This window comes from Winogradskyella aurantia (genome assembly GCF_002266855.1).
In the GTDB taxonomy this organism is placed as follows: Bacteria; Bacteroidota; Bacteroidia; order Flavobacteriales; family Flavobacteriaceae; genus Winogradskyella; species Winogradskyella aurantia.
Genome location: NZ_NGJN01000006.1, coordinates 77,378 through 95,379 on the forward strand (window position 1 = coordinate 77,378; position 18,002 = coordinate 95,379).

Annotated in this window: 18 protein-coding genes; 9 read left to right on the forward strand and 9 right to left on the reverse strand. The window is 37.1% G+C overall.

Annotated features, from left to right (window positions below; translation table 11 throughout):
- The first annotated feature begins 3 nt into the window (after nucleotides 1-3).
- The 4 genes from CA834_RS11410 (at nucleotide 4) to CA834_RS11425 (ending at nucleotide 3,196) form a co-directional block, all read left to right on the forward strand.
- Nucleotides 4-945: an NAD(P)H-dependent flavin oxidoreductase gene (locus CA834_RS11410; protein ID WP_094968848.1), complete on the forward strand. Its 942-nt coding sequence runs from the start codon at nucleotides 4-6 to the stop codon at nucleotides 943-945.
- A gap of 66 nt (nucleotides 946-1,011) precedes the next feature.
- Complete coding sequence (locus tag CA834_RS11415; RefSeq protein ID WP_094968849.1) at nucleotides 1,012-2,382, forward strand: MATE family efflux transporter; 1,371 nt, start codon at nucleotides 1,012-1,014, stop codon at nucleotides 2,380-2,382.
- Nucleotides 2,383-2,396: 14 nt separating this feature from the next.
- Nucleotides 2,397-2,624 carry a hypothetical protein gene (locus tag CA834_RS11420; RefSeq protein WP_094968850.1) on the forward strand — a complete coding sequence of 76 codons (228 nt, stop codon included), beginning with the start codon at nucleotides 2,397-2,399 and terminating at the stop codon, nucleotides 2,622-2,624.
- Entirely contained in the window at nucleotides 2,624-3,196 is a 573-nt protein-coding gene (locus tag CA834_RS11425; protein ID WP_094968851.1) for a phosphatase PAP2 family protein, read from the forward strand. Before CA834_RS11420 ends, CA834_RS11425 begins: the two co-directional genes overlap by 1 nt.
- Here CA834_RS11425 and CA834_RS11430 read toward each other — a convergent pair.
- From CA834_RS11430 to CA834_RS11440, 3 genes are read right to left on the reverse strand one after another with little or no spacing between them, the layout of a single operon-like run.
- Nucleotides 3,183-4,799 (reverse strand): ArnT family glycosyltransferase, encoded by a 1,617-nt coding sequence (locus tag CA834_RS11430; RefSeq protein WP_094968852.1) that lies wholly within the window; start codon nucleotides 4,797-4,799, stop codon nucleotides 3,183-3,185. The genes CA834_RS11425 and CA834_RS11430 overlap by 14 nt on opposite strands.
- The gene (locus CA834_RS11435) at nucleotides 4,792-5,415 is read right to left on the reverse strand and encodes a lipid-A-disaccharide synthase N-terminal domain-containing protein (RefSeq protein ID WP_094968853.1); all 624 of its coding nucleotides are present in this window, start codon (nucleotides 5,413-5,415) and stop codon (nucleotides 4,792-4,794) included. Before CA834_RS11435 ends, CA834_RS11430 begins: the two co-directional genes overlap by 8 nt.
- On the reverse strand, nucleotides 5,412-6,128 hold the full coding sequence (locus CA834_RS11440; RefSeq protein WP_094968854.1) for a glycosyltransferase family 2 protein: 717 nt from the start codon (nucleotides 6,126-6,128) through the stop codon (nucleotides 5,412-5,414). The genes CA834_RS11435 and CA834_RS11440 overlap by 4 nt, the downstream gene beginning before the upstream one ends.
- 164 nt (nucleotides 6,129-6,292) lie before the next feature.
- On the opposite strand from CA834_RS11440, the gene CA834_RS11445 reads away from it, so the two are divergent.
- Complete coding sequence (locus CA834_RS11445) at nucleotides 6,293-7,234, forward strand: NAD-dependent epimerase/dehydratase family protein (RefSeq protein ID WP_094968855.1); 942 nt, start codon at nucleotides 6,293-6,295, stop codon at nucleotides 7,232-7,234.
- On the opposite strand, the gene meaB is transcribed toward CA834_RS11445, so the two are convergent.
- Both meaB and CA834_RS11455 read right to left on the reverse strand, forming a co-directional pair.
- Nucleotides 7,229-8,308 carry a methylmalonyl Co-A mutase-associated GTPase MeaB gene (meaB, locus tag CA834_RS11450; protein ID WP_094968856.1) on the reverse strand — a complete coding sequence of 360 codons (1,080 nt, stop codon included), beginning with the start codon at nucleotides 8,306-8,308 and terminating at the stop codon, nucleotides 7,229-7,231. The genes CA834_RS11445 and meaB overlap by 6 nt on opposite strands.
- A gap of 21 nt (nucleotides 8,309-8,329) precedes the next feature.
- Nucleotides 8,330-8,893 (reverse strand): DUF2911 domain-containing protein, encoded by a 564-nt coding sequence (locus CA834_RS11455; RefSeq protein WP_094968857.1) that lies wholly within the window; start codon nucleotides 8,891-8,893, stop codon nucleotides 8,330-8,332.
- A 145-nt stretch (nucleotides 8,894-9,038) separates the two neighbouring features.
- Here CA834_RS11455 and CA834_RS11460 point away from each other — a divergent pair, with 145 nt between their 5' ends.
- The 4 genes from CA834_RS11460 (at nucleotide 9,039) to CA834_RS11475 (ending at nucleotide 12,616) form a co-directional block, all read left to right on the forward strand.
- Complete coding sequence (locus CA834_RS11460) at nucleotides 9,039-9,620, forward strand: RNA polymerase sigma factor (protein ID WP_094968858.1); 582 nt, start codon at nucleotides 9,039-9,041, stop codon at nucleotides 9,618-9,620.
- Complete coding sequence (locus CA834_RS11465; protein WP_094968859.1) at nucleotides 9,604-10,173, forward strand: hypothetical protein; 570 nt, start codon at nucleotides 9,604-9,606, stop codon at nucleotides 10,171-10,173. The genes CA834_RS11460 and CA834_RS11465 overlap by 17 nt, the downstream gene beginning before the upstream one ends.
- 44 nt (nucleotides 10,174-10,217) lie before the next feature.
- On the forward strand, nucleotides 10,218-11,816 hold the full coding sequence (locus CA834_RS11470) for a hypothetical protein (RefSeq protein ID WP_133085498.1): 1,599 nt from the start codon (nucleotides 10,218-10,220) through the stop codon (nucleotides 11,814-11,816).
- A 125-nt stretch (nucleotides 11,817-11,941) separates the two neighbouring features.
- Entirely contained in the window at nucleotides 11,942-12,616 is a 675-nt protein-coding gene (locus CA834_RS11475; RefSeq protein ID WP_094968861.1) for a peptidoglycan DD-metalloendopeptidase family protein, read from the forward strand.
- A gap of 84 nt (nucleotides 12,617-12,700) precedes the next feature.
- Here the strand turns inward: CA834_RS11475 and secA are convergent, their stop codons facing one another.
- From secA to CA834_RS11495, 4 genes are all read right to left on the reverse strand, one after another.
- Nucleotides 12,701-16,057, reverse strand: coding sequence for a preprotein translocase subunit SecA (gene secA / locus CA834_RS11480; protein ID WP_094968862.1), 3,357 nt, complete (start codon nucleotides 16,055-16,057; stop codon nucleotides 12,701-12,703).
- Nucleotides 16,058-16,221: 164 nt separating this feature from the next.
- Nucleotides 16,222-16,443: a DUF2795 domain-containing protein gene (locus tag CA834_RS11485; protein WP_008272287.1), complete on the reverse strand. Its 222-nt coding sequence runs from the start codon at nucleotides 16,441-16,443 to the stop codon at nucleotides 16,222-16,224.
- Between the two features lie 155 nt (nucleotides 16,444-16,598).
- Entirely contained in the window at nucleotides 16,599-17,174 is a 576-nt protein-coding gene (locus CA834_RS11490) for a cob(I)yrinic acid a,c-diamide adenosyltransferase (protein ID WP_094968863.1), read from the reverse strand.
- A gap of 111 nt (nucleotides 17,175-17,285) precedes the next feature.
- Nucleotides 17,286-17,975 (reverse strand): ABC transporter ATP-binding protein, encoded by a 690-nt coding sequence (locus CA834_RS11495; RefSeq protein WP_094968864.1) that lies wholly within the window; start codon nucleotides 17,973-17,975, stop codon nucleotides 17,286-17,288.
- Nucleotides 17,976-18,002: the final 27 nt, after the last annotated feature.

Here is an 18,002-nt window from a genome sequence, read left to right on the forward strand (position 1 = left end):
TTTATGGCGAATAGAATCACATCACTTTTCAATATTAAGTATCCCATTATTCAGGCCGGTATGATTTGGAACAGCGGTTGGCGTCTAGCGTCTGCGGCAAGTAATTCTGGTATATTAGGTTTAATAGGAGCAGGGTCCATGTATCCTGATGTTTTGAGAGAACACATCCAAAAGTGCAAGGCAGCTACAGATAAGCCTTTTGGCGTCAATGTACCCATGTTATATCCAAACATTGAAGAAATCATGGATATTATTGTAGCAGAGGATGTGAAAATTGTATTTACATCTGCCGGAAATCCTAAAACCTGGACCAAGTGGTTGCAAGACCGGGGTATTATAGTAGTACATGTGGTGAGCAGCGTTAAATTCGCTTTAAAAGCGCAAGACGCAGGTGTTGATGCTATTGTTGCTGAAGGTTTTGAAGCTGGTGGTCATAACGGCAGGGATGAAACCACGACGCTTACCTTAATTCCAATGGTAAAGGAGCATCTTCAAATTCCGCTGATAGCAGCCGGAGGTATTGCCACTGGAAAAGCGATGCTAGCTTGTATGGTTTTGGGAGCCGATGCCGTTCAAGTAGGAAGCCGTTTTGTAGCAAGCGAAGAATCTTCTGCACACCAATCTTTTAAGCAAGTAGTTGTGGATGCTAAAGAAGGTGATACGCAATTAACTTTAAAGGAATTGGCTCCAGTTAGGCTTATTAAAAATAAATTCTACAACGAGATACAGGCGCTCTATAAAACTGGTCCGACACCAGAGCAGTTAAAAGAATTACTAGGACGAGCCAGAGCTAAACGCGGTATGTTTGAAGGAGATTTAGATGATGGAGAGCTTGAAATTGGCCAAATTGCAGGGTTAATCCATGATATAAAACCTGTTTCTAAAATTGTTACTGAGATGGTGACCGAGTTTGAGGAAGCCAAAAAAAGGGTTTCAAGACTTTAACTTCTAAGTTTTTGAAATTTTGTCAATGGCTTTTTAAAATGGTATCAATACCGCTACAACGATATAATGACCTTAAGTACCTACACCAAAGAATTTAAATACAACTTACGCTTGGCAACACCTGTTATGCTAGGCATGCTAGGTCACACTCTAGTCAGCTTTGTAGATAATGTGATGGTCGGTCAGCTCGGAACTGCAGAATTGGCGGCAGTTTCCCTTGGTAATAGTTTTATTTTTATTGCCATGTCCTTGGGAATAGGGTTTTCAACAGCCATTACACCTTTAGTGGCAGAGGCAGATGCCGCTGATAATTTTACGCGTGGTAAATCGGTATTTAAACACGGCTTGTTTTTATGCACAGTGCTGGGTATCATTTTATTTTTACTATTGCTTTTAGCAAAACCATTAATGTATATTCTAGATCAACCAGAAGAGGTTGTGGTCTTGGCCAGACCTTATTTGGACTTGGTCGCTTTTTCTTTGGTTCCCCTGATTATTTTTCAGGCATTCAAGCAATTTAGTGATGGACTTTCCCTTACTAAATATCCGATGTATGCAACCCTTTTGGCCAATATAATAAACGTTATAGCTAATTATTTGCTCATTTTTGGAAAATTGGGTTTTCCCGAAATGGGTATCGTTGGTGCTGCTGTTGGTACTTTGATATCTAGGGTTGTTATGTTGTTTTTTTTATGGTGGTTATTAGCCAAGCGCAAACGTTCTCAGCGCTACGTAATACAAATTAAACTATTTGAACTCAGTAAAAAACCAATAAAGAAAATAATACACCTTGGCTTACCTAGTGCTATGCAAATGTTTTTTGAAGTTGGTATTTTCACGGCAGCTATTTGGCTCAGTGGCACATTGGGGAAAAATGCCCAAGCCGCTAACCAAATCGCTTTAAACTTATCTTCAATGACCTTCATGGTGGCTATGGGGCTGAGCGTAGCAGCAACCGTGCGTGTCGGTAACCAAAAAGGTCTTAAAGATTTTGTCAACTTAAAACGGATTGCAGAGTCTATTTTTTTCATGGGATTTATTTTTGCAGTTCTGTTCGCCTTGTGTTTTGTAGTATTCAATACATTTCTACCCACATTATATTTAGACGAAAACGATATAAGTAACGCAATAGATGCACAAGATGTTATTAACATTGCGGCAACCTTGTTATTGGCCTCTGCAGTATTTCAGATAAGTGACAGTCTTCAAGTGATAGCTCTTGGTGCATTAAGGGGCTTACAAGATGTTAAGATTCCAACACTGATAACCTTTGTGTCCTATTGGCTAATTGGTTTTCCCGTTAGCTTTTATTTCGGTAAGGAAGACCTGTATGGTAGCATGGGAATTTGGTTAGGATTATTGGCAGGGTTAAGTGCGGCAGCAATTTTATTGATAATTAGGTTTAATTATCTATCAAAGCGATTAATTTTGCAATAATACAAAACGAAGAAATGGATTTACCAAAATTTATACTTGGCGATAATACAGACTTTCCAGAGGCTATTTATATCATACATACAGAATTCCCAAGATTTATTATTAATCTTGAAAACGATGAAGTGGAGTGGTTAGAAGAATTTGATGAGCAGGACCAGAAAGAACTCGAGACCGAGACCGAAAATTATATAAGGCTAGCTACGGCATTTTATGATAGGGAAATTGAACGCTACGAGGATTGATGATAGAGCAGCTTTTAGACTACGATAAAGATTTTTTTCTGTTCCTAAACACGTTGGGGTCACCCACTTGGGACAGGTTTTGGCTTGTTATTACAGATCAATTCACCTTTATTCCCTTATATGCCATCTTGTTATACCTTATTTACAGAACCTACGGGTTAAAGTCGTTATTGCTTATGGTTTTGGTTATCGCTGCCATGATAACATTTACAGATCAAATCACTAACGCCTTCAAACATGGATTTATGCGTCCAAGACCTTGTCGTGTTAATACGTTATTAGATGAAGGTATGCGTTTTATTGCTGAACGATGCGGGCGATATGGATTCTTTTCGGGCCATTCCTCTAATTCAATGGCTGCAGCGGTTTTTGGCGGTTTAGTCTTAAGACCTTATTTTAAAAATTTAATTTTTATACTACTATTTTGGTCTTCTATTGTGGCTTACAGTAGAATTTATGTAGGCGTTCACTATCCTTTGGATATTGTCTGTGGCATGGCCTTTGGTGCCCTTTCAGGTTTAGGTTTTTATAGGCTAAATAGCTATTTACTAAAACGTTTTATTTCCGCGTGATTTTATAAAGCTTGTTGACCAAACGGCTTTTGTAACTTCTTGAGTCCTTTGCAGAAAAATTTAAGTCGAAGGAATCTATCAATTGTATGTCAAAGTATTCATTTAATTCTTCAACAGTCTTAGGGTTTTTGACGACGGAAATCAAAAGAAATTCCTTCTCGTTCGGTACCATAAAACCTAAATCTTCGTAAAGATTAGGAATTTTTTCGCCATAGTTATAAATCACTTCAGGTGACGCATAACCAAGGGTGTATAATGGTAATGTGCCGTCTAGAGTAGACAGCGGTTTGTAATCCGCTTGTAATTGCGCCTTAGCCAGTGGAATTCCGATCAATCCTAAACTAAGCATAAAAGCCATAACTAGATAGAAAACATTTTTAATGTTTTTTTCTTTCAATTGCTTAAATATCAAGAATCCGACAAGTACTAAAACAACAGAAACAACCAAAAAGCGCACTAGGACAGGTCCTTTTAAAAAAATATCAAAGAAGAAGCCTGAAAATGGAAATAGCACGGCGATACTGCCTAATAATCCAAACTGAAAGTAAACAGGTAATATATCCTTTTTTGATTTTAAAGTTTTGAAGTTCGTAACTAAGAATTGGATATAGAACCCAACATTGATAGCCAATGGAATAAGCACAGGCATTAAGTAGCGAGATTTCTTTTCAGGAATAATGGATAATAGTATAACGGCTATTATGGTCCAGAAGAAACTGAATCTATATGCTTTTAAATTTGAAACTCTAGATTTCATATAAGGATACAGTAAACTCATGAGAGCAGGGACTGTCCAAATGCCACTCTGTACAAAAAAACTCCAGTAGTAATAAAACGGTCTGACGTTGTAACTGCTCCAGTTAGAAGTTTCACGCGCTGCAATCGCTGTAAAAGTTTCTGGATCTGCTACTCTCACATGAAAATACCACCAACCTCCTAAAACGAGGCCAAATACCACTAAACTAATGAGTTTTAAAAAATGAAGCGTTCCGCCTCTAAATTTATAAGCAATACCATAAGCAATCACAAAAGACAAGAATAGCACATAAAGAGACACAGGGCCTTTAGAGAGTATAGAACCGGCTAAAAATAAAACAAAAAGTAAACTGTGTATAATGGAAGTTTTTCTTTCTTGAAGCATTTGAAATAAATGGTACAGAGCCATGAGCATAAAGCCATGAGTGTAAATATCCCAAGGCGCCTCAATGGTTATTCCAATGACGTAAAAGGAGGTGATTACTATAAAACCATTAATCAGGCTATGTGATTTTGTGAGCTCTAATTTTTTTGAAAGAAGAAAGGTAGATATACCGATACTAGCTAAAAAGAGAAGTGCAGGCCAACGCAAGGCCAAAACAGACTTAATTCCAAATACAAATCCGAAAGCCGCAGTAATCCAAGTTGGTAACGGCGGTTTTTCGTATCGTGCTTCACCATTCATAGTGGTTAATATCCAATTGCCATCGGTGAGCATTTCCCTAGCAGAAATAAAATTCCTAGCTTCCATTATACTTACAGGTATGGCGTCAATAGTAAAGCCAAATGCAATAACTACGAATAGTAATAAGCTAAGAACCGGATATTTTTCAATGTATTTAATCATTGTAGCGCCGAATTAAATATGCATTTCGAGAATAAATAAGCATCCCGAACAAATGGCCCACAAACAATACAGGATCCTGTCTAATAATGGCATAGATGAGAATTAAAAATGCTCCGATAAGGCTCAACACCCAAAAACCCATAGGTAAGGAGGATTCCTTGTGACGTTCCGCATATATCCATTGGTAAATAAATCTAAGGGTGAAAATTATCTGAGCGAATACACCTAATATTAATAACCAGAGTGGGATGGCTTCATTTTTAAAAAGTAAATCGACATCAATCTTGTTGTTGTTATAATAAAAGATAACAATAAGTAAAGGAACGATTAATAATAAATATCTAATAAACGACGGAAACCTTTTCCATTCGCCTTGTAATTGTAAATTTCTTATATAGATATAATACGTTAAACTTTGGCCGAGCATTATAGCGAAGTCATATCTTAGGTAACCATAAATGAACAATAGAAAAGAGGCAATTAAACTCAGGGTCCAAAATAAACTTGGTGTTATTACCTTACGTTGTTTTTCAGAGGTAACCCACTGAACCAAGAGCCGAGATGAAAACAAGAGCTGTGCAAAAAAACCAATGGCATAAATTATCCAGTCTTTCATTTACTCGATTTACAAACGTCATAGTTAATGTATTTCTTTTTCATCCAGAGGTATGCAAAGCAATCCATTAATGGTCCCAATAGGCGGTTCCATAAACCAAATTTTGCCGTTCCTGCCAGTCGCGGAAAATGACGGACAGGTACTTGTAGCACCTTCCCATTTTGAAGCATTATCATGGCTGGTAAAAAACGGTGTAGACCTCTAAACATAGGGATACGTTTAGCATAATCTGTTTTTATAACCTTAAGCGGACATCCAGTATCATCCATGCCATCGTGTGTAAAAGCTCGTCTTATACCGTTGGCAATTTTTGAGGACATGTTTTTTACAAAAGAATCTTTTCGTTCAGAACGAACGCCGGTGACTAGATCATAAGAATCTATATGCTCTAGAAGACTATTGAAATCCTCGGGAGTCGTTTGTAAATCTGAATCAATATAGCCCACCAATGCCGTTTCAGCAAAGTCAAAACCTGCCTTAATTGCAGCACTTAAGCCACGATTTTCTTTAAACGTGATGTATTCAAAAGCCTCATGTCGATTACAGATATCTTCAATTAACGCTTGACTATTATCCTGGGAACCATCATTTACAAACAGGATTGAAGTTGAAACAGATGCAATTTTAAGGTAGCTGGCTAATTCTTTTTCTACACGTTGTAGATTATCCTCTTCATTGTAAACAGGAACAATAATTGTGAATCTATAATCCATGTAATTGTGATTGCGTTACAAATATATTCTTTTTTTTAGGCCTGAGGCTAATAATAAATGACCACATTAATACACACCAAAATATTGTTTTTATGTATTATGTCGAATCTCTTACGCTTTAAAAACAAAAAAGCCCTTAATTTGTGATCTAAAGAGATTTTTATATGAAGATTTTAGTTACCGGAATCGCTGGTTTTATTGGTTCTCATACTGCAGAGCGCTTGTTGGATATGGGACATGAGGTTACAGGTGCAGATAATTTTTGTGACTATTACAGCCTGGAGTTGAAACAGATGAATGCTGAAGCAGTTAAAGAAAAAGGATCTGAAATTGTAACCATGGATTTACGTAATGAAGAAGACTATAATCTGTTAGATCAAGATTTTGACTATATATTTCATTTTGCAGCACAGCCAGGTATTTCCCAAACATCTTCATTTGAGGATTATTTCACCAATAATATTATAGCCACTAAATATCTTATTGATTTTGCCTTAAAGTGTAAAAACCTAAAGCTTTTTGTAAATATTGGTACATCTTCAATTTATGGCTTGGAAGCCACTTATCCCGAAGATATTGCGCCAAAGCCTGCATCATATTATGGTGTAACTAAGTTGGCAGCTGAACAATTGGTCTTACAAAAAAGCAGAGAAAAGCAAATGAAATCTTGCAGCCTAAGACTTTATTCGGTTATAGGCCCCAGAGAAAGACCAGAAAAAATGTATACCAAGCTCATAGATTTAGGATTAAAAGGACAAGCATTCCCGTTGTTTGATGGTAGTGATAAACACTTGAGAAGTTTTACCTATGTCGGTGATATTGTTGATGGCATTGTAAGTGTTATCGATAACGTAGATAAAGTTGATGGAGAAATTTTTAATCTTGGGACAGAAGTTGAGCATACCACACAAGAAGGCATTGATGCCGTCGCTGAGGTCCTTGGGAAAACTATCAAAATCGAAGTTAAACCAAAACGGGCGGGTGACCAAACACGTACTAAAGCCAATATTGATAAGGCTAGACGTTTGTTAAATTACAATCCACAAACCACATTGCTCGAAAGTGTAAGGTCTCAAGTGGAATGGTTTAAGGCTAATTGTTTATAAGCCCAATAAATACTCCGCAGCGGCAAAAGGGGTGGTTTTACCCGCTTCAATTAACTCAATTTGAGTCTTTAATTGTGCCTTAATTTTTTTTGAATTATAGAAATTAGACTTTAGTCGTTCTTCGATAGTTTGAAGCAACCAAAACCTGTTTTGACTATTTCTATGGCGCTCAAAATAGCCACTTGCTTTTGTGGTCTCAACATAACCTTCAATCATTTCCCACACCTCTAAAATCCCCTCTCTTTTTATAGCACTACATAAAGAAACCTTAGGAGACCAACCAGATTCTTTTTCGGGATAGAGATGTAAGGCTCTATTGAATTCCACTTTAGCTGATTTTGCTGCTCGTAAATTATCGCCATCGGCTTTGTTTATAACAATAGCGTCTGCCATTTCAATTATACCACGCTTAATCCCTTGCAGTTCATCGCCAGCTCCTGCAAGTTTTAAAAGGAGGAAAAAGTCAACCATACTATGAACAGCTGTTTCACTTTGGCCAACACCCACCGTTTCGATTATAATGGTGTCAAATCCAGCAGCCTCACAGAGAATAATGGTTTCCCTTGATTTTCTTGCTACACCACCAAGAGAATCGCCAGAAGGTGAAGGTCTTATAAAAGCATTTTTGTCCTTCACTAAATCCTCCATTCTGGTTTTGTCACCAAGTATACTTCCCCTGCTCAAACTACTACTTGGGTCAACAGCTAAAACAGCCACCTTTTTACCATTAGACGTGAGGTAATTTCCAAAAGCTTCAATAAATGTACTTTTTCCCACGCCAGGTACCCCTGTTATCCCAACTCTAACAGACTTATTGGCAAGAGGTAAACATGCTGATATGACAGCATTGGCTTTTTGAGTGTGTTTTGGATTGGTACTTTCTACAAGGGTAATAGCTCGGCTAAGTGCCGTAATATTGCCAGAAGATATACCGTCAACCAATTCTCGAATAGATGGTTGTTGTTGTCGTTTGGATTTTATAAAATTGGCAGACAGAGAACTTAGTACCTCAGGAGGTGTTATGCCGTCTTGTTCTTTTAGTGCAGATTTATGTGATTTATTTTTTTTTGACACTAGGTTAAATATTAGCGTTTCTTATTCGGAGACCTGAATAGGAATGGCAATTAAGGTTCTGTCCCAGGCTAAGGTGAGTTTTAGGTTTCCTGTTGAATTGTCAAAAGCAATCGTAAATTTTTCTACGGTATTATCAAGTTCCTGCGTCGGTACTTCAATCTCAATGGCATCAAAATTTGGATCCCACATGGGTTCCATCTTTTCATTAACTCCCCATTTGTATTGCTTAGTATTGAACATTACTCGCCATACATTTTCCATAGGGACTGTCCAAATTGTGTACTTTCCCTTTTTCAGAAGAGCACCATCTATCATTAAATCTTTATTGGTTTCAAATGTGGTAGCCTCATTAGCACCTGTACGCCATACTTCATTAAAAGGCACTAGGGCTCCAAAAACCTCTCTTTCACGTTTTGAAGGCCTGTTGTATTCCACTTTTAAGTTCAAGTCGTTGAGTTCTAACTTTGCCGAATCCTTTGGGCTTAATCGTGGTGCAAAAATATTCTCTACAAAGACAGAATATAATAAAAGCCCTAGGGCTACTAGAGTTAAAAAAATTAAGAGACGCTTCAAAAAACTATTCATGAGACTTGAGAAATTTATTTTAGAATTTAAAGATAATTCAAATACCTAAATTTATGGAACGACGAGCATTGAAATTTGTTATACAATAAAAATAGCCTTTTTTTAAAATTTTTTGCAACACGCTCGTAATTGTATCGTCTTTAAAATGAAGTCAACCAAAACAATAAAAAATATCAGCGCATTTCAAGTTCATATTGTTGAAAAATGCAAACAGAATGACAGACAAGCTCAGATGCAACTGTACAATCAGTACTGTAACGGCATGCTCGTAGTAGCACATCGCTTTGTCAAGAATACCATGGAGGCAGAAGATATTGTTCAAGAATCGTTTATAAAAGCATTTTCAAAATTAGAACAGTATAAATCCGAAGTGAGCTTTGGGGCTTGGCTAAAACGAATAGTCATAAACACCTGTATTGACGTTTTAAAATCAAAACGTCAGAGATTGGTAGAGCTTGAAGAGTACCATCTAAAAGTAGTCGTTGATGAGGAAGCGGATTGGAAAGTGGATGATGACGTTACTGTGAATGAGGTAAAAGCAATAATTGAGACATTACCAGAGAAATACAGGTATGTGTTAATGTTGTACCTCATTGAAGGTTATGATCATCAAGAAATTTCGGAAATTTTAAATATTTCCGAGGTAGCATCTCGGACACAATTGTTTCGAGGTAAACAAAAATTGCAAAAGGCATTAAAATTAAAGAAAAATGGCACAAGATCTTAGAAATTTATTTAAAGAAGACCATCAGGATGAACATGTAGAAATGTCTAAAGGACATGAAGCCCGTTTTTTACAAAAGTTAGAGAAAGAACTGCCGCAAAAGCAAAAGGGGTCAAATTATTTTAGCTTTTTAAATATAGCCGCTAGTGTTATTGTATTGCTTGGCCTTAGCTATGGTACGTATAACTTTTTTCAATCTATCAGCACTTCTGACAATCCTGTGAAAGTCGTAAGTACAGATCTCAAAAGCTTAGGTGATGTATCTCCAGACTTAAAAAAGGTGGAAGATTATTATTTGGCGAGTATTAATCTAGAGTTGTCCAAAGTAAAATTAACAACTGAAAACAAAGAATTATTTGACGGGTATATTGAACGTCTAAAAGAGTTAAATACAGAATATGATAAGTTAACTATTGAATTAAACGAAAATGGACCAAATGAAGAGACTTTAGACGCCTTAATAGACAACTTAAAGTTTAGGTTAAATCTAGTTATGCGTTTAAAGGAAAAACTTCAAGAATTTAATGATGATTCATTTACAGAAGAAAGCATCTAATCAATTTATTAATCAAAAAACGAACAGTTAAATCAAAAAAAATCATGAAAACAATTAGAATCTTGGTGTTGTGTTTTTTAACCACTATGGGTTATGCGCAACAAAAATTAAGTAAAACGTCACAGTCTATCAAGGTTAGTAAAGATGTAGTTATCGACCTAAATACGAGCTATGTCGAAATAGAAATTGATACCTGGAACAAAGATATTATTGAAGTTGAAGCTTATTTAGAAAGTGATAAGTTATCCGAAGAGGAACTGAAACGTGCCTTAGAGGAATGGAATCTTAACGTTGATGGTTCTTATGATAAGGTTATAATATCCTCAACCGGAGGAAGAAGCATAATAGGATTAGTTGGTGAAGATGACTATGATGTCCTTTTAAAAGACCTGGAATTTGAATTAGCGGATTTGCCAGAAATACCAGAAATTATGGTGCTACCAAATATGCCAGATATACCAGAAATTCCAAATATGCCAGATATACCAGAAATTCCTGAGATGCCCGATTTCCCAGAATTACCAGAATTACCAGAAGGGATATCTTCCATAAAATTTGATTATGATAGATACCAAAAGGAGGGTAAGAGTTATTTAGAGGAGTGGAGTAAACGTTATGAAAAGGAGGGCGGAAAAGAACTTCAAAAGCGCATGGAAGATTGGGCAAAACAGTTTGCAGAGTCGGGTTATCAAGAAAAAATGGCAAAATGGGGTGAAGAATATGGCAAACGTTTTGAAGGTAAATGGGCTAAAGACATGGAAAAATGGGGTGAGCAGTTTGGTGAAAGGTATGCTAAAGACATGGAGAAATGGGGAGAAGAGTTTGGCGAAAAGTTTGGCAAGGAATGGGTCGAAAAAATGGAAGTTTGGGGAGAGCGGTTTGGCAAGGAAATGGAATTGCGCGCTAAACAAATAGAGAAAAGAGGTGAAATTATGGGGTTGCGATCTGAGGAATTAGCCAAGCGTAATGAAGAACGAGGTTTAAGAATTGAAGAACGTCAGAAGCAAAAGGCTAAACAGCGAGAATCTATATTAGTAAGACGATTAGAATCTGGGAGCAATAGTAAAGTAAAAAAGGTTATAAAAATTAAGATTCCAAAAAAAGCTAAGCTTCAAATGAATGTAAGGCATGGTGAATTAAAGATAGTATCAGCTTTACACAACGCTAGAGGTGATGTTTCGCATGCATTTCTAGTTGCAGAATACATTGATGGAGGTGACACCTCCATCAATGTATCATATTCACCAGTCGTTATAAACACATGGAATTTGGGTGCCTTAAACCTTAATTTTGTAGATAAGGGACAAATTAAAAATGCTAAAAACTTAGTGCTTAATTCTAAATCGTCAAATATTACTATTGAACAATTAACAGAAACTGCTATTATAGATGGTAGTTTTGGAGATTTGACAATTTCTAATCTTGCAGAATCTTTTAAGAATCTTAATTTGGTGTTGGAAAATAGTGATGCTTTAGTGAACTTGCCTAATAATATTGATTACAGTCTTTATTTTAAGGGTAACCGATCTAAATATAATAATAAACCAACCACTCAAAAAACCATTCGAAATTACCCCGAAGGCCAATCGTCCGAAAGAAATATTATAGTAAATGCTAAATTTAGTAATGTGATTATAAACTAATACAATTTACCTCTCGTTTGATTAGTTGTAAATCTTATTTAAAATAAGAATCTTAAGTTTTATTTCCACCTGTTTTCCATAAAATAGAATTGTATTTTTATGGAAATTTTTGTTTTAAAAATCTTATGTCCTTCAAAAACGCGTTAAAATTCTTAAGCGCGCATCCGCTTATTGATGCAGCTATTCAGAAAGAGGCTTATGTCCCTTTAGATTTATCCCTTCATAATAACGATTTGAAAGGAGTTGATGTCTCATCGTCCAAAGATTTAGAAGCTTATATCTGGAAATATCTAGAACAGAATAATGCCAGAGTGGCTTATGGTGGTTATTTAGAACGTCGTGGCATTTATCGGCGGAGTAGTTATTTTAATGAAGAAAACAAAAAATCAGAGCGCAATATTCATTTAGGGTTAGATGTGTGGATTGAGGAAGACACGCCAATATACGCACCCTTGGACGGTACAATACATAGTTTTAAAAACAACACCAATTTTGGTGACTATGGTCCAACAATTATACTTTATCACGAATTTGACAACATTCAATTTTATACGCTCTATGGACATTTAAGCGTAGAGTCAATTGAAGGTATAAGCATCGGATCCTTCATTAAACGGGGTCAACAGATAGCTACTTTGGGAGTTTCTGATATAAATGGTGATTATCCACCACATTTACATTTTCAAATCATTAAGGATATTGGAGACTACCATGGCGATTACCCAGGGGTATGCAGTAACTCAGAATTGCAGGCTTACAAAGAAAATTGTCCCGACCCTAATTGGCTTCTTAAGTTATAGTGGAAAATGTCTACAAAAAACCCTGAAAGTAGTTTCAGGGTTTTATAATATTACATGAATGTGTAATGTGTCACTTCGCTCTATCTATTCCTCTACTAAAACCCACTCGCCCTTTTCAATCAAAGGAATCGCCTGTTTGTATTTCACAACCTTACTATCTCCACTCATTACGTGTTTAATCGTAACCTTGTCATTTCGGCCAATTTTTGGCTTATCCCTGACGATAGTTTCAACGACTTGCTGCTGACGTTGGGTGTTTCCACCCGCAGCTCTATTTTGGGCAGAGCGTTCGTCTAAATTAGGAATCTCTTCTTTTTGGGTTTCTAGTTTTTCTTGTTTACGCTTTTTAGCCTCTTGAATAGTATCGGCTGTTTCTTGTGGAATCTCGCCTTTAAATAAGAATGAAATCACATCTTTATTTACTTGGTCAATCATGGCCTTGAAAAGCTCAAACGCTTCGAACTTATAAATTAAAAGAGGGTCCTTCTGTTCGTGTACAGCTAATTGAACAGATTGTTTCAATTCGTCCATTTTACGCAAATGCGTTTTCCAAGCATCATCTACAATAGCAAGAGTAATGTTCTTTTCAAAATCATTGATTAGTTGCTTACCTTTTGTGTCATATGCTTTCTCTAAATCTGTAACTACCTGAAGGTTCTTTACACCATCAGTAAAAGGAACAACAATACGTTTAAACTTATCACGCTGAGTATTGTACACATTTTCAATGACCGGGTAGGCTAAATCTGCAGCGCGTTGCATTTTATCCCTATAATGCTGGAAAGCGGCTTTGTAGATTTTCCCAGCAATCTCTTGGGCACTCATTTTACCAAATTCCTCCTCTGTGATTGGCGAAGGCATGGAGAAATATCGGATAAGCTCAAATTCAAAATTCTTAAAGTCATTGGCATCTTTGTTGGTTTCTGAAATTCCCTCTGATGTATCAAAAATCATATTTGCCAAATCTACTCTGAGACGTTCTCCGTGCAAGGCATGACGACGTCGCTTATAAACGACTTCGCGTTGGGCGTTCATAACGTCGTCATATTCCAATAATCGTTTACGGACACCAAAATTATTTTCCTCTACTTTTTTCTGGGCGCGTTCAATTGACTTAGAAATCATGGAATGCTGAATTACTTCACCTTCCTTTAATCCCATTCTGTCCATCATTTTAGCAATTCGCTCACTACCAAACAAGCGCATAAGGTTATCCTCTAAGGATACATAGAATTGCGAGCTTCCGGGGTCTCCTTGACGACCAGATCGTCCCCGCAACTGACGGTCCACTCGACGGGAATCGTGTCGCTCTGTACCTACAATAGCTAGACCACCAGCTGCTTTAACTTCCTCGCTGAGCTTGATATCCGTTCCACGACCAGCCATGTTAGTCGCAATAGTCACTTGTCCTGGCTTACCGGCTTCGGCAACAATATCTGCTTCTTTTTTATGAAGCTTGGCATTAAGTACGTTATGCGGTACCTTTCTTATGCTAAGCATTTTCGCCAGAAGCTCGGATATCTCAACATTGGTTGTACCTATCAATACAGGTCTACCCGCTTCGGATAAGCTGGTTACTTCATCAATAACAGCATTATATTTCTCGCGCTTTGTCTTGTAGACCAAGTCATCTTTGTCGTCCCTCGCTATAGGTCTGTTGGTTGGAATCTCAACAACGTCTAACTTGTAGATTTCCCAAAATTCACCTGCCTCGGTAACAGCAGTACCTGTCATACCAGCCAGCTTACGGTACATTCTGAAGTAATTTTGAAGTGTTACCGTAGCAAAAGTTTGTGTTGCTGCTTCAATCTTAACGTTCTCCTTGGCTTCGATAGCCTGATGCAATCCATCGGAATAACGGCGACCGTCCATAATACGTCCAGTTTGCTCATCTACGATCATCACCTTGTTGTCCATTACTACATATTGCACATCTTTTTCAAATAGTGCATAGGCTTTAAGTAGTTGGTTTAAGGTGTGAATACGTTCAGATTTTATTCCGAAATCTCTAAACAGCTCTTCTTTAAGGTTGGCTTCTTCTTCTGATGGAAGTCCTTGACTTTCAATCTTTGCAATTTCAGTTCCCATTTCAGGCATTACAAAGAAATTTGGGTCGTCCTCACCTGAAAGAAACTCTACACCTTTATCTGTGAGTTCAACTTGATTGTTCTTTTCATCAATAACGTAATAGAGCTCAGCATCAACCTTTGGCATTTCCCTATTATTGTCTTGCATGTAAAAGTTTTCGGTTTTTTGAAGCAATTGTTTAACACCTTCCTCACTTAAAAACTTAATTAGCGCTTTATTTTTTGGGATACCTCTATACACACGAAGTAATTGAAATCCACCTTCCTTGGTGTCTCCTGCTGCAATTAATTTTTTAGCCTCAGCAAGAACACCAACAAGATATTTCCGTTGTACTTCTGCTATGCTGTTAACCTTTGGTTTGAGTTGGTCAAACTCGTGTTCATCTCCTTTAGGGACAGGACCAGAAATAATCAATGGTGTTCTGGCATCATCAATTAATACAGAATCAACCTCATCCACAATCGCATAGTGATGTGGACGCTGAACTAAATCTTCCGGAGAATGGGCCATATTGTCCCGTAGATAGTCAAAACCGAATTCATTATTAGTACCATAGGTAATATCAGCATTATAGGCTTTACGACGTGCATCTGAGTTGGGCGTGTGATGGTCAATACAGTCTACACTAAGTCCATGAAATTCAAATATAGGCGCCATCCATGCGCTATCACGTTTAGCGAGATAATCGTTTACAGTTACTAGATGAACACCTTTACCAGCTAAAGCATTGAGGTAAACAGGAAGTGTGGCGACTAAGGTTTTTCCTTCACCCGTTTGCATTTCAGCAATTTTACCTTGATGCATTGCTATACCACCAATAAGCTGCACATCGTAATGAATCATATCCCATACAATGGGCTTACCGGCCGCATCCCAGGAATTTGACCATATCGCTTGGTCACCTTCAAGGGTAACATAATCGTGCTCTCCCGAAACTTCACGGTCAAAAGCATTAGCTGTAACTGCTATTTCTTTGTTATGAACGAAGCGTTTAGCCGTTTCTTTTACAACAGCAAAAGCTTCTGGAAGAATGTCATTGAGTACTTGTTCAGTAACATCATAAATCTCATCTTCAATTTTATCCGCCTCTACATACAAATCTTCTCGCTCATCAATATCTTCTGTAGCCTCCGCTTTTTCTAAAAGTTCAGCTTTTCTGGCATTGAACGGCTGTCTTGCTTCTGCTATTTTATCTTTAAACTCTTGGGTTTTAGCTCTGAGTTCATCATGTGATAAACGCTCTAAATCTTTCTCAAAAGATTTAATATTTTCAACTATAGGCTTAAGGGCGCTAACGTCTTGCTTGGATTTATCTCCAACAAATACCTTAAGTACTTTATCTAATATGCTCATGTTATATATGTTATCTTAAGATTGACTACATTCCAATCTTAATCTTATGTTCAATAATAATGGTGCTCGTAAATGACTTGTTTTAGCGTTTAAAAGCAACCGAAAATAAAAAAAGTCTCTTAGTTAAGGTAACGCAAGAGACTTTTTTATGAAATTATTTGGTGTTAATATTCGTCCTCATTCCAGAGGTAATCTTCATCCGTTGGATAGTCTGGCCAAATTTCCTCTATAGAATCGTAAGAATCCCCTTCATCTTCAATGGCTTGTAGATTCTCTACGACCTCTAAAGGCGCTCCTGTCCTGATTGCATAATCAATAAGTTCGTCCTTGGTAGCTGGCCAAGGTGCATCACTTAAATAAGAGGCTAATTCTAATGTCCAATACATTTGTGTTAAGTTTAATTTTTTGCAAAAATAATTTTTTAGTTGAATAATTCAAGAAAAAATCAAATTAATTATCTATTAATAAAAAGAACGTACAATTATCAACTATTTCAGTTAAATTTTAATGGCACCCAAAAGGAAAAACCTTTCAAATTAAATTAGGAATCTTTTTGGGGAATCCACTTAATCTCTTCAGCCTGCAAATCTTTTGACAATTTCCGTGCCAATACAAATAAGTAGTCAGAAAGACGATTAATATACATCAATGTTTCGGGTTGAAAAGGCTCAAGATCATTAAGATGAGCCGCTAAGCGTTCAGCCCTGCGGCAAACGGTTCGGGCTATGTGACAGAATGACACAGTTTGATGGCCGCCAGGAAGAACAAAATGTGTCATTGGTGGCAAGCTGTCTTCCATTTGGTCCATTTCTTTTTCTAGAAGTTCAATATCCTTATTGGAAATTTTGGGAATGTTTAGCCGTGCTTGACCACTTTTTAATGTCGCCTTGTCTGGGTCTGTAGCTAATATAGCACCTATGGTGAACAAACGGTCCTGAATATGCATCAAGATGTCTTTGTAATTTTGATGAATATCTTGATCTCTAATAAGTCCTATATGTGAGTTGAGCTCGTCAATGGTACCATAACTTTCAATCCGTATATGATGTTTTGGAACCCGCGTACCACCAAACAAAGCTGTGGTTCCTTGGTCACCTGTTTTTGTATACACTTTCATAGTTCAAAGTTAAGGGTTATATGTTGAAAGTTAAAGTCTCAATAGATTTAAACATGAAGGTTCACTAATGTTAAGTTTGAATAGCGATACATTAAGAATCCATTAAGGCCACTAATTTGAAGCTGTATCACTAGATACCATGCCGTCATGAAGCCGAATAATACGTTTCGCATGTGCTGCTATATCTTCTTCGTGGGTCACCATGATAACTGTATTTCCATTGGCATGAATTTCGTCAAATAATTGCATAATTTCGGTTGAAGTCTTCGAGTCCAAATTTCCCGTTGGTTCATCTGCAAGAATTATAGAAGGTTTATTCACCAAGGCACGGCCCACAGCCACCCGTTGTCTCTGACCACCTGATAGTTGATTAGGTTTGTGGTCCATACGGTCTGCCAGCCCAACATCAGTAAGAACTTTTGAAGCTCTTTCCTCGCGTTCGCTTTTTGAAGCACCTGCATAAATCATGGGTAATGCCACATTATCGAGAGCCGTCGTTCTGGGGAGAAGATTGAAGGTTTGAAACACAAAACCAATTTCTGTGTTTCTTATATCCGCAAGTTCATCATCAGTCATTTGACTAACATCCTTACCGTTTAAAACATAGCTTCCAGAGGTAGGTGTATCTAGACAGCCTAGAATATTCATTAAAGTTGATTTTCCAGAACCAGAGGATCCCATTATGGCAACATACTCACCTTTCTTGATATCAAGATCAATACCTTTAAGTACGTGCACAGTTTCTTGGCCTAATTTGAAATCCCTTACGATGTTTCTAATTTCAATGACGTTGTCACTCATAATTTATAGGTCTGATTGCAATTTTAT

Excerpts from the sequence above, each read along its gene's own strand:
- CA834_RS11410 (WP_094968848.1), top strand. The coding sequence starts at position 4 with ATGGCGAATAGAATCACATCACTTTTCAATATTAAGTATCCCATTATT.
- CA834_RS11415 (WP_094968849.1), top strand. The coding sequence starts at position 1,012 with ATGACCTTAAGTACCTACACCAAAGAATTTAAATACAACTTACGCTTG.
- CA834_RS11420 (WP_094968850.1), top strand. The coding sequence starts at position 2,397 with ATGGATTTACCAAAATTTATACTTGGCGATAATACAGACTTTCCAGAG.
- CA834_RS11425 (WP_094968851.1), top strand. The coding sequence starts at position 2,624 with ATGATAGAGCAGCTTTTAGACTACGATAAAGATTTTTTTCTGTTCCTA.
- CA834_RS11430 (WP_094968852.1), bottom strand. The coding sequence starts at position 4,799 with ATGATTAAATACATTGAAAAATATCCGGTTCTTAGCTTATTACTATTC.
- CA834_RS11435 (WP_094968853.1), bottom strand. The coding sequence starts at position 5,415 with ATGAAAGACTGGATAATTTATGCCATTGGTTTTTTTGCACAGCTCTTG.
- CA834_RS11440 (WP_094968854.1), bottom strand. The coding sequence starts at position 6,128 with ATGGATTATAGATTCACAATTATTGTTCCTGTTTACAATGAAGAGGAT.
- CA834_RS11445 (WP_094968855.1), top strand. The coding sequence starts at position 6,293 with ATGAAGATTTTAGTTACCGGAATCGCTGGTTTTATTGGTTCTCATACT.
- CA834_RS11455 (WP_094968857.1), bottom strand. The coding sequence starts at position 8,893 with ATGAATAGTTTTTTGAAGCGTCTCTTAATTTTTTTAACTCTAGTAGCC.
- CA834_RS11460 (WP_094968858.1), top strand. The coding sequence starts at position 9,039 with ATGAAGTCAACCAAAACAATAAAAAATATCAGCGCATTTCAAGTTCAT.
- CA834_RS11465 (WP_094968859.1), top strand. The coding sequence starts at position 9,604 with ATGGCACAAGATCTTAGAAATTTATTTAAAGAAGACCATCAGGATGAA.
- CA834_RS11470 (WP_133085498.1), top strand. The coding sequence starts at position 10,218 with ATGAAAACAATTAGAATCTTGGTGTTGTGTTTTTTAACCACTATGGGT.
- CA834_RS11475 (WP_094968861.1), top strand. The coding sequence starts at position 11,942 with ATGTCCTTCAAAAACGCGTTAAAATTCTTAAGCGCGCATCCGCTTATT.
- secA (WP_094968862.1), bottom strand. The coding sequence starts at position 16,057 with ATGAGCATATTAGATAAAGTACTTAAGGTATTTGTTGGAGATAAATCC.
- CA834_RS11485 (WP_008272287.1), bottom strand. The coding sequence starts at position 16,443 with ATGTATTGGACATTAGAATTAGCCTCTTATTTAAGTGATGCACCTTGG.
- CA834_RS11490 (WP_094968863.1), bottom strand. The coding sequence starts at position 17,174 with ATGAAAGTGTATACAAAAACAGGTGACCAAGGAACCACAGCTTTGTTT.
- CA834_RS11495 (WP_094968864.1), bottom strand. The coding sequence starts at position 17,975 with ATGAGTGACAACGTCATTGAAATTAGAAACATCGTAAGGGATTTCAAA.